Origin of the sequence: Microbacterium sp. bgisy203 (assembly GCF_965345155.1) — a bacterium.
Lineage (GTDB): Bacteria > Actinomycetota > Actinomycetes > Actinomycetales > Microbacteriaceae > Microbacterium.
The window spans coordinates 1-2,044 of sequence record NZ_CBDRLZ010000018.1; the positions used below are offsets into that span (position 1 = coordinate 1).

Below are 2,044 nucleotides of genomic sequence, written 5' to 3' on the forward strand. Positions count from 1 at the left end.
TGCCGATCAAGGCGATCGTCCGGAGGCTCGGTGTCGCGCGGAACACGGTGCGGGCGGCGCTCGCGTCGGACGAGCCGCCGGTGTATCGGAGGCCGCCGCGCGGGTCGTTGGTCGACGCGGTGGAGCCGGAGATCCGGAAGTGGCTGCGTGTGGACGCGAAGATGCCGGCGACGGTGATCGCGGAGCGGATCGGGTGGGAGCACTCGATCACGATCCTCAAAGACCGCATCCGGCAGATCCGGCCCGAGTATGCCGGCGTCGACCCGGCGGACCGGATCGTGCATCAGCCGGGCGAGGCGGCGCAGATGGATTTGTGGTTCCCGGAGCCGCGGATCCCGGTCGGGTTCGGGCAGGCGGCGATGTTGCCGGTGTTGGTGATGACGCTCACGTTCTCGAGGTTCCTGGCCGCGGTGATGCTCCCGTCTCGTCAGGGCGGAGATCTGACCGCGGGCATGTGGCAGCTGATCGCGCAGGTCGGGAAGGTCTCGAAGACGCTCGTCTGGGATCGGGAATCGGCGATCGGCGGGAAGGGGAAGGTCACCCAGCTCGCGGCCGCGTTCGCGGGGACCCTCGCGACCCGGGTGGTGCTCGCGCCGCCTCGGGATCCGGAGTTCAAGGGAATGACCGAACGCAACAACGGCTTCCTCGAGACGTCGTTCCTGCCCGGCCGTCAGTTCGCCTCCCCGGCGGACTTCAACACACAACTGCAGGACTGGTTGCCGCGAGCGAACGCCCGGACAGTCCGTTCCCTCGGCGGCCGTCCCGTCGACGTCCTCGACAGAGACCTGGCTGCGATGACGGCGCTGCCGCCGCATCCGCCGGCCACCGGGCTGCAGGCGCGGGTCCGGCTGGGGAGAGACTACTACGTCCGCGTCGATGGGAACGACTACTCCGTCGATCCCAGGGTGATCGGCCGGCTCGTGGATGTCACCGCGACCCTGACCCGGGTGATCGTGGTCTGCGACGGGACCGCGGTCGCCGACCACGAACGGTCCTGGGCGACCAGCGCAGTAGTCACCGACCCTGCCCACGTGATGACGGCGAAGGGCTTGCGCAGCCAGTTCTCGGTCGCGAAACGCGAGCGGGAACGCGCGGGCCTCGCCTCACCGGAGCAGCGGGTGATGTTCCGCGACCCGGGCGACTACGACACCCTGTTCGGGGTGCGGTTCGATGAGACCACCGGGGAGGTGCTCTGATGGGCGCCACCACCGATACCGCCGCGACCCTCGGCTACCTCGCCCGCGCGCTCAAGGCGCCCACGATCGGGCGGGTCTGGGAAGACCTCGCCATCACCGCCCGCGGGGAAGGCTGGTCACACGAGGAATACCTCGCCGCGGTGCTGCAACGCCAGGTCGCGGACCGGGAAGCGAACGGCACCAGCCTCCGCATCGCCGGCGCGCACTTCCCCGCCGTGAAGACCCTCGAGGACTTCAACACCGACCACCAGCCCTCGCTGCGCCGCGACGTTCTCGCGCACCTCGCGACGACGACCTGGATCGCGAAGGCGGAGAACGTGATCCTGCTCGGCCCACCCGGGGTCGGGAAGACCCATCTGGGCATCGGGCTCGGGATCAAGGCCTGCCACGCGGGCTACCCCGTCGCGTTCGACACCGCCACCGGATGGGCATCCCGCCTGCAGGCCGCGCACCGCGAGGGGCGCCTCGAGCACGAACTGAAACGGCTCCGCCGCTACCGACTGCTGATCATCGACGAGGTCGGCTACCTGCCCTTCGACGCCGACACGGCGAACCTGTTCTTCCAGCTCATCGCCGCCCGCTACGAACAAGGCTCGATCCTCGTGACCAGCAACATGCCGTTCGGGCGATGGGGCGAGATCTTCGCCGACGACATCGTCGCGAGCGCGATGATCGACCGGCTCGTCCACCACGCCGAGGTCCTCACCCTCGCCGGCGACTCCTACCGAACCCGCGCTCGACGCGAGCTCCTCAAGACCCCGCCCACCCCGGGCGGAGACCGATAACAACAACCCAGGGGGTCAAGATTCAGACGACGAAAAGGGGTCAGGATTCAGCCGACGTTGACA

General features: G+C 69.1%; 2 protein-coding genes. Both read left to right on the top strand.

Features of this window, described 5'->3' with window-relative positions; genetic code table 11:
* The first annotated feature begins 5 nt into the window (after positions 1-5).
* Positions 6-1,196, top strand: coding sequence for an IS21 family transposase (gene istA / locus ACRVYW_RS14030; protein WP_431805354.1), 1,191 nt, complete (start codon positions 6-8; stop codon positions 1,194-1,196).
* Positions 1,196-1,981: an IS21-like element helper ATPase IstB gene (istB, locus tag ACRVYW_RS14035; protein WP_431805353.1), complete on the top strand. Its 786-nt coding sequence runs from the start codon at positions 1,196-1,198 to the stop codon at positions 1,979-1,981. The genes istA and istB overlap by 1 nt, the downstream gene beginning before the upstream one ends.
* Positions 1,982-2,044 lie beyond the last annotated feature (63 nt).